General features: G+C 62.0%; 4 protein-coding genes. 1 reads left to right on the forward strand and 3 read right to left on the reverse strand.

Going from position 1 to position 7,855, the window contains the following annotated elements; translation table 11 throughout:
* Positions 1-38 precede the first annotated feature (38 nt).
* The 3 genes from ACTQ33_RS02945 to rlmB form a co-directional block, all read right to left on the reverse strand.
* Positions 39-2,087: an elongation factor G gene (locus tag ACTQ33_RS02945; RefSeq protein ID WP_441462023.1), complete on the reverse strand. Its 2,049-nt coding sequence runs from the start codon at positions 2,085-2,087 to the stop codon at positions 39-41.
* A 292-nt stretch (positions 2,088-2,379) separates the two neighbouring features.
* Complete coding sequence (locus ACTQ33_RS02950) at positions 2,380-4,419, reverse strand: hypothetical protein (RefSeq protein ID WP_441462025.1); 2,040 nt, start codon at positions 4,417-4,419, stop codon at positions 2,380-2,382.
* Positions 4,420-4,458: 39 nt separating this feature from the next.
* Positions 4,459-5,268, reverse strand: coding sequence for a 23S rRNA (guanosine(2251)-2'-O)-methyltransferase RlmB (gene rlmB / locus ACTQ33_RS02955; protein WP_441462027.1), 810 nt, complete (start codon positions 5,266-5,268; stop codon positions 4,459-4,461).
* Positions 5,269-5,599: 331 nt separating this feature from the next.
* On the opposite strand from rlmB, the gene ftsH reads away from it, so the two are divergent.
* On the forward strand, positions 5,600-7,621 hold the full coding sequence (gene ftsH / locus ACTQ33_RS02960) for an ATP-dependent zinc metalloprotease FtsH (RefSeq protein WP_441462029.1): 2,022 nt from the start codon (positions 5,600-5,602) through the stop codon (positions 7,619-7,621).
* Positions 7,622-7,855: the final 234 nt, after the last annotated feature.

A 7,855-nucleotide genomic window follows, 5' to 3' on the forward strand; every position in this document is an offset into this window, starting at 1 on the left:
AAAGGATGCGCCGCGGCGCATCCTTTTTTTGTTTGTACTTATTCGGCTTCGGCGGCCTTCTTGGCCTCCTCGATGATCTTGGCCTGGTACATCTGGGGCACTTCCTCATAGCGGACAAACTTCAGACGGAAGTAGCCGCGGCCCTGAGAGATGGAGCGCAGGTCGATGACGTAGGAGGACATCTCGCCCATGGGGACCTCGGCCTCCACCTGCTGCTGGTTGTCGCCCTTGGGCGTCATGCCCAAAATGCGGCCCCGGCGCTTGTTGAGATCGCCGATTACGTCGCCCATGTACTCATCGGGCACGGTGACTTTCAGCTGGCCGATGGGCTCGAGGATGGTGGGAGCAGCCTGGGGCAGACCCTCCTTGAACGCGATGGAAGCAGCCGTCTTAAAGGCCATTTCGGAGGAGTCCACGGGGTGATAGGAGCCATCGTACAGGGTAGCTTTCAGGAACACCACAGGGAATCCCGCCAGAGGGCCTTTCTTGATGGACTCGCGGAGACCCTTTTCGACCGCGGGGAAGAAGTTCTTCGGCACCGCGCCGCCGACGACACGCTCGCAGAAGATCAGATCCTCGGTCTCGTCCTGAGGCTCGAACTCGATCCACACATCGCCGAACTGGCCGTGACCGCCGGACTGCTTCTTGTGACGGCCATGGACCTGGACCTTCTTGCGGATGGTCTCACGATAGGCAATCTTGGCCGGACGCAGCTCCACATCCACATTGTACTTGCTCTTGAGCTTGGCGCAGAGCACATCCAGATGGATGTCGCCGGCGCCGGACAGGACCATTTCCTTGGTCTCCGGGTTCATGCCAAAGGTGAAGGAGCTGTCGTCCTCGTTGAGCTTGGCAAGACCCGTGGCGATCTTGTCCTCAGTGCCGCGGACCTTGGCATAGACGGCCATGGAGTAGCAGGGTTCCTCGTATTCCACCGGGGCGATGACGGGGGACTTGCCCTCGACGCCCAGGGTGTCGTTGGTCTTGACGTTGGCGGCCTTCATCAGCACGCCCAGGTCGCCGCAGCACAGCTCCTTGACCTCGGTGTTCTTCTTGCCCTTGGCCGTGTACAGGTGGCCCAGCTTTTCGCTGCTGCCGCTGCGGAAGTTGGTGAGGGTCAGGTCCGGGGTGGCCTTACCGGACACCACCTGGAAGTAGGAGTTCTTACCAAAGGAGTCGGACATGGTCTTGAAGAAGTACAGCGTGGGAGCGCCGTCGGGATCGCGGGTGAACTCGTCGCCGTCGGCCGTCACCATGGGCTTGCCCTCCAGGGGATTGGGGGCGTAGGTGATGAGGTTCCGCAGAACGCCCTGCATACCCAGGCCGCTGAGGGAGCCGCAGCACAGCAGCGGGAACAGAATCCGCTCCCGAATGGCCTGCTTGACACCGGCGGTCAATTCCTCTGTGGTGAAGGGTTCGCCGGAGAAATACTTCTCCATAAGCTCTTCGGAGGTCTCGGCCACCTGCTCATAGATGTTGTCCAGATAGACCTCCACACGGGCCTGGTCATCGGAGGACAGGCTTCTTTCCTTGCCCTCCAGGTCGTAGCCCTTACCGGTGAGCACGTCCACGCAGCCGGCCACCTTCTTATTCTCATAGATGGGGAACATGAAGGGAACAATGGCGGGATGCAGTTTGACGTGCATATAGTCCAGGGTGGTGAAGAAGTCGCCGATCTCCTCGTCGAGACGGGACATGCAGATAAAGGCGGGAACCTCGGACTCGCGCAGCTGCTTCCAGCTCTTCTCGGCGCCGACGCTGAGACGGCCCTTGGCGCCGGCCACGATGATGGCCGAGTCGCAGACCTTCAGAGACTGGAGCATCTCACCGGCAAAGGCGCTGAAACCGGGGTTGTCGAGAACGTTCAGCTTGCTGCCCTCAAATTCCACGGGAATCAGGGACGTGGCGATGGAATAGCCGCGCTTGACCTCCTCGGGGTCGAAGTCACTGACCGTATTGCCGTCGGTGACCTTACCCAGCCGCTCGCTGCCCTTGGCAGTGTATAGCATGGCCTCGACCAGCGTCGTCTTACCGTCGCCGCCGTGGCCCATTAAGCAGATGTTGCGAATATCCTTGGCAGTATACATGGTGAATTTCTCCTTTCGATGGAGGACAAGTCAGGCTATAGAAATTGTTACAGCGTAAATTGTCCGTCGGCGATCACATTCGCCAACTTTAATCCCCATTATACTCCTGTGTTTGGTACTTTTCAATAACAGCGTGTTCCATTCTTTGTAATTACAAAAAGTTTGTGCATCCTGCTTTATTTCAATAAAATTTTTGGTTACTTTGCCCGGCTTCTGCCCATTGACATCGGCAGTTCCTAGGCAAAGCGTGCAAAAACCGCGTGTCCACAGGAGAGGGACACGCGGCAGAGATTCAACGGGAGGCGATGGAGGTCAGCAGCAGCGCCGGCAGCGTCCAGGCCAGACCGTACAGCATCAGATTAAAGGGCGACGCCGCCCCGAACGCGCCCAGCCAGCACAGCAGGGCCGTCAGCGCCAGACCCACCAAACCGCTGAGCAGATTCAGGCACAACCCCGCCATAACGGCGCCGTACAGGTCGCGGCCGCCGGTGACGGCCTCGGCCATGGGCAGGAACTGATCCCGCGCCAGAACCACCGCCTGCTCCCCGCCGGCGGTGGCGAACGGTCCGGACAACCGGGCCCGCTCCTCGGCGTTGGGATACTCCAGGGCCGTACCGGGTATCTTATACTTGCTGCTGACGGCGGCGGGGGTCAGAAAGAAATCCCGGGTGGCCAGGACCAGGGACAGGCCCCGGCTCCGCAGCACCGTCGTCAGACCCATGCGAACCCCCGTCTGGGGGCTGTAGTTAAGGGCAAACACCGCCGCCAGCTGGCCGTTGACGGCGCAATAGACGGCCTGCCGCACATTGGTACCTTCGGGCAGCTCCACGCCCATGGCCCGCATAAAGGCCAGGGAACCCACCAGGACCACATCGCCCTGGATACCCGCTCCCACGCCGCCGCCCTCATAGCGGCGGAAGTTGTCAATGGTGCAGGACCGGCCGTTCTGGTTGACGAAAACCTCATGGAACACCGGTTCCAGGCCGCAGCCCGTCTGTTGCAGCACGGCGTAGGTATAGCCCACCACCTGATGGATGGAGAAGTTGTGGAACATCTTCATGCCGTTCATGGTGACGGTACCCTTGGGGAACAGGTCCTCATCACTGAGGGTGACGCAGCAGCGGCCCAGGAGCCGCCGCACGCCGTTCCAGCCGCAGAGGGCCGCTCCGGAGCGCATCAGCCGCCGGGACAGGGCCGCAAAGGGCCGCCAATAGGTCAATCCCGCCGTGACGGGGATGGAGGCCGTCAGCATGGTGGCCCAGCATTGCAGGAAATCCCGCTGGGCCGTGGCGGAGCAGGCGCCGGACAGAGCGCCGGTAGCCACCAGCACCAGCGGCGCGTAAACGGCCATGACGCGGCTGACGGCATCGGGGGATTCCAGATCGGCCACATACCGGTCCAGATTGCCGTCCCGGCGGAACAGGCAGTCCCGGTTGCCCCAGGCCCGGCGGCACCGAACCGCCGCCGAAGACGTCCCCTGGATGGAGAGCACCGCCCGCAGGCTCCGGCGGCGGGCCCGGTTGGCCACCACCCTGCCCCACAGGGCGAAAAACAATTCCACCAGCATCAGCGCCGACAGCGACAGGCGCGGCTCCTCGCCCATATGGGCCAGACCGTCGGCGGCGGTGACGACGGTGGCCACCGTCAGCATGGTATCCACGCCGGGCCGCAGGCGGAACAGCTGGACGATGCCGCTCAAAAACACATCGTAGGCGCAGAACGCGCCCAACAGCAGCAGTCCCAGCAAAATCTGGGACCACCGCTCCGCCGGCAGGTTCAGCCCCGCCGGAACTCTGTCCAAATGGACAAAACAGGTGACGGCGATGGCGGCGGCCGTCAGCAGGAAGAGCAGTCTGCGGCGCATGGCCAGTCCGCCGGTCCGCTTGCACGTCTCCTGAAACAGCGCCCCCGGCTCCGGATACACCGGCTCGGGCTTTGGCTTCTTCTCCTTGGGCGGCTTTTCCGGTTTCTCCGGTTTTTCCCGCTTGTGCCGCTTCTGCGGCGGCTCCACCGGCTGCCGCTGGGGCCGGGGCAGCTTCAGCTCCCGGTCCGGTTCCTCCGAGGGACGGTACTGCCAGATGCGCGGCGTCTTTGAGGCGTCCTCCGGTTCGCTTTCATCCTCCGGGTCCTCCAACGCCTCTTCGTCGTCGGGGACCGGTTCCGGCTCCTCCGGCAGCTCCACCTTGGACGGTTCCTTCGGCTCCGGTTCCTCCGCTTCCTCCGGTTCGGAGCGGCGGCTCCAGCCGCCAAATTCATTGAGAATGTCTTCCAGAGAAAACGGCTCCTCCGTCTCCTCCGGATTCTCCCACGATTCGGGGTTTTTCTCGCTCACAGGTCATTCACCTCGCTTCTGTGGGTTCGTTCCGCCATGTCAGCCCCTCTGGCGCACGGCCTCATACAGGAGGACCGCGGCGGCGGCCGACGCATTGAGCGAAGTAATTTTGCCTTTCAGGGGTATACTGACCTTGAAGTCGCACTGTTCAGCCACCAGACGGCCCATGCCGTCGCCCTCGGAGCCGATGACGATGGCCGCCGGTCCCGTCAGGTCCACCTGATGCAGGGGCGTGGCCCCATCGGCGGCGGTGCCGTAAATCCACAGGCCCCGCTCCTTGAGGTCCTGGATGGCGGCCACCAGATTGGACACCCGCGCCACGGGCATATATTCGATGGCGCCGGCGGAGGCCTTGGCCACCACTGCCGTCAGACCCACGCTGCGGCGCTTGGGAATGATGACGCCGTGGGCACCGGCGCATTCGCCGGTGCGGAGGATGGCGCCCAGATTGTGGGGGTCGGAAAGCTCGTCGCAGATAATCAGAAGGGGTTTCTCGCCTCGCTCCTCGGCCAGACGCAGCATATCGTCCACGGTGCTGTAATCGTGGGCCGACGCCATGGCGATGATGCCCTGGTGGGCCCCGGTGGGACTCATCTGGTCCAGCTTGCGCCGGTCGGTCTCCACCACCACGGCCCCGGCTTCCCGGGCCATGGCCGACAGGCGCACCAGACCGTGGTCGCCGCCGCCGGAGACGATAAAGACTTTATTGATGGTACGGCCGGATTTCAGCGCCTCGGTGACGGCGTTGCGGCCCTCAATGAGGTGCTCGTCGTCGGCCGGAGCCGCCTCGGGCCGCTGGGGACGGCGGCCGTCGGGCCGGAATTTGCGTTCGGGTTTCGGTTCTCTCATAGCATCAGTGCTCCATATCTCAAAAATATTCGCTAGATTTATCTATTATACCAAATCTCCGGCCCTTTCACAACCGGCTTGTCGAAAAAGTATTTTTGCCGGACCGGATGCCCTTTGGCGCCGTCGGACGCGCCGAAGCGGCGGCGGCCGACGCACCCGCCGGACGTCCGGCGACAATCCGCCGCATCCCTTTGTTTTTGGCCCATTCTGACAGAAATTCACAGAATATTTACACCCGCGCCCTGGCCGTCGGTTGCCTTTTGGGGGCGGCTATGGTATGATGAATACCGACCCCGGCAGGCCCGGCGGTCCCATTTGAAAGGGGAAATGATTGTTGAACAACGACCCGAAAAAGCCGGGAAGACCCCCGGAACCCGGTGACAATAAAACGCCAAAGTCCATCCTCATTATGGTGGTGGTGGCGCTGATTTTCACCGTGCTCATCAACTCGCTGTACGAAACCATCTCCAACTCCCGCTACGAGCAGATCACCTATGATGTCTTTGAGCAAATGCTGGACAAAAATCAGGTGGACTCTGTGGAGTTCCAGAGCGACCGGATCCTCATTCTCTCCCGGGACGAAGCCCAGAAGGACCCCAGGGAACAGAAAATCTATTATACGGGCATCATACCCAATCTGGAACTGAGCGAACTGAAAACCCAGCTTTCCCAGGCGGGGGCCCACTATGACGCCAAGATTGTGGAACAGATGAGCCCCATTATGAGCTTTATCCTCTCCTGGATTCTGCCCATTGCCATCTGGGTGCTGCTGCTGTCCTTCCTGACCCGCTCCATGTCCAAGCGCATGGGCGGCGGATTCGGCGGCATCGGCCAGTCCAGCGCCAAGGTCTACATGGAAAAGCAGACCGGCGTCACCTTCAAGGATGTGGCCGGTCAGGACGAAGCCAAGGAATCTCTGGAGGAGATCATCGACTTCCTCCACAACCCCCAGAAGTACGCCGAAATCGGCGCGAAGCTGCCCAAGGGCGCGCTGCTGGTGGGTTCTCCCGGCACCGGCAAGACCCTGCTGGCCAAGGCCGTGGCCGGTGAGGCCAACGTCCCGTTCTTCTCCATCTCCGGCTCCGGCTTTGTGGAGATGTTCGTGGGCGTGGGCGCGTCCCGTGTCCGGGACCTGTTCCAGCAGGCCAGCAAAATGGCCCCGGCCATCATCTTCATCGATGAAATCGACGCCATCGGCAAGACCCGCGACAGCCGCATGGGCGGCAACGACGAGCGGGAGCAGACGCTGAACCAGCTGCTGGCGGAAATGGACGGCTTCGACCCCTCCAAGGGCGTCATCGTTCTGGCTGCCACCAACCGGCCCGAGGTCCTGGACAAGGCGCTGCTGCGTCCCGGCCGTTTCGACCGGCGCATCATCGTGGACCGGCCCAACCTGTCGGGCCGTCTCCAGACGCTGAAAGTCCACACCCGCAACATCAAACTGGCCGACGATGTGGACCTGAACAAGCTGGCCGCCGCCACCGCCGGCGCGGTGGGCGCGGACCTGGCCAATCTGGTCAACGAGGCCGCTCTGCGGGCCGTCCGGCAGGGCCGTCAGGCCGTCAACCAGCAGGACCTGCTCGTTTCCTTCGAGGTGGTCATCGCCGGTACGGAGAAGAAGGGCACCGTTCTCACCGACACGGAAAAGCGCATTGTCTCCTATCACGAGGTGGGCCACGCCCTGGTGGCGGCCCTTGAGAAGCACTCCCAGCCTGTTTCAAAAATCACCATTGTACCCCACACCTCCGGCGCGCTGGGCTATACCATGCAGATGCCCGAGGAGGAGAAGTACCTCAACTCCAAGGAAGAGCTAATGACGGAGCTGATGACCCTGGTGGGCGGTCGCGCCGCCGAACAGCTGGTCTTTGGCGTTCAGACCACCGGCGCCGCCAACGACATCGAGCGGGCCACCGATCTGGCCCGGAAGATGGTCATGCAGTACGGCATGAGCGACCACTTCGGCCTGATGGCCCTGACCACCGTGGCCAACGCCTATCTGGACGGCCAAGCCATGATGAACTGCGCCGACTCCACGGCGGCCCAGGCCGACAGTGAGGTGCGGGACCTGCTCCAGTCGGCCTACGACAAGGCCATGGACCTGCTGCGGCAGCACCGGGAACTGCTGGATGAGATTTCCCTGTTCCTGCTGGCCAAGGAGACCATCACCGGCGATGAACTGATGGCCTTTGTCAACGCCGATCAGAAACAGCTGCCCCCTGCGGAAGACGCTCCCGCGGAAGATGCCTCTGCGGAAGATGCCCCTGCGGACACCGAAGCCGGCGGGGACGCGGCCTCCGCCGACCAGCCGGAGACCGGCTCACAGGAGCCTTCCTCCGACGGCGATCCGTCGTAATCCTCTCCCGGCAGCACCGCGTTCCCATTCCCGCGGTGCTGCCCTTTTCATCCAGACTTTTACTATACGAAAGATTAACTATTAAAAGTCAACCCCAAAAATGAATGGTGGTGGTGAAAAGAGATAGTTCAAGAAAGGTATAGCAAAGCAGAGGTCCGTAGGGACCCCGGCGTAGGCTAACAAGATGGAATTAGGCCGCCAAGCTGCAATAAGGCTGTCTGGATCTTTCCAGGG

Origin of the sequence: Candidatus Avoscillospira sp. LCP25S3_F1, from assembly GCF_052117125.1 — a bacterium.
Classification (GTDB): domain Bacteria; phylum Bacillota; class Clostridia; order Oscillospirales; family Oscillospiraceae; genus Avoscillospira_A.

Coding starts and splice junctions, on each gene's coding strand:
- ACTQ33_RS02945 (WP_441462023.1), bottom strand. CDS start 2,087: ATGTATACTGCCAAGGATATTCGCAACATCTGCTTAATGGGCCACGGC.
- rlmB (WP_441462027.1), bottom strand. CDS start 5,268: ATGAGAGAACCGAAACCCGAACGCAAATTCCGGCCCGACGGCCGCCGT.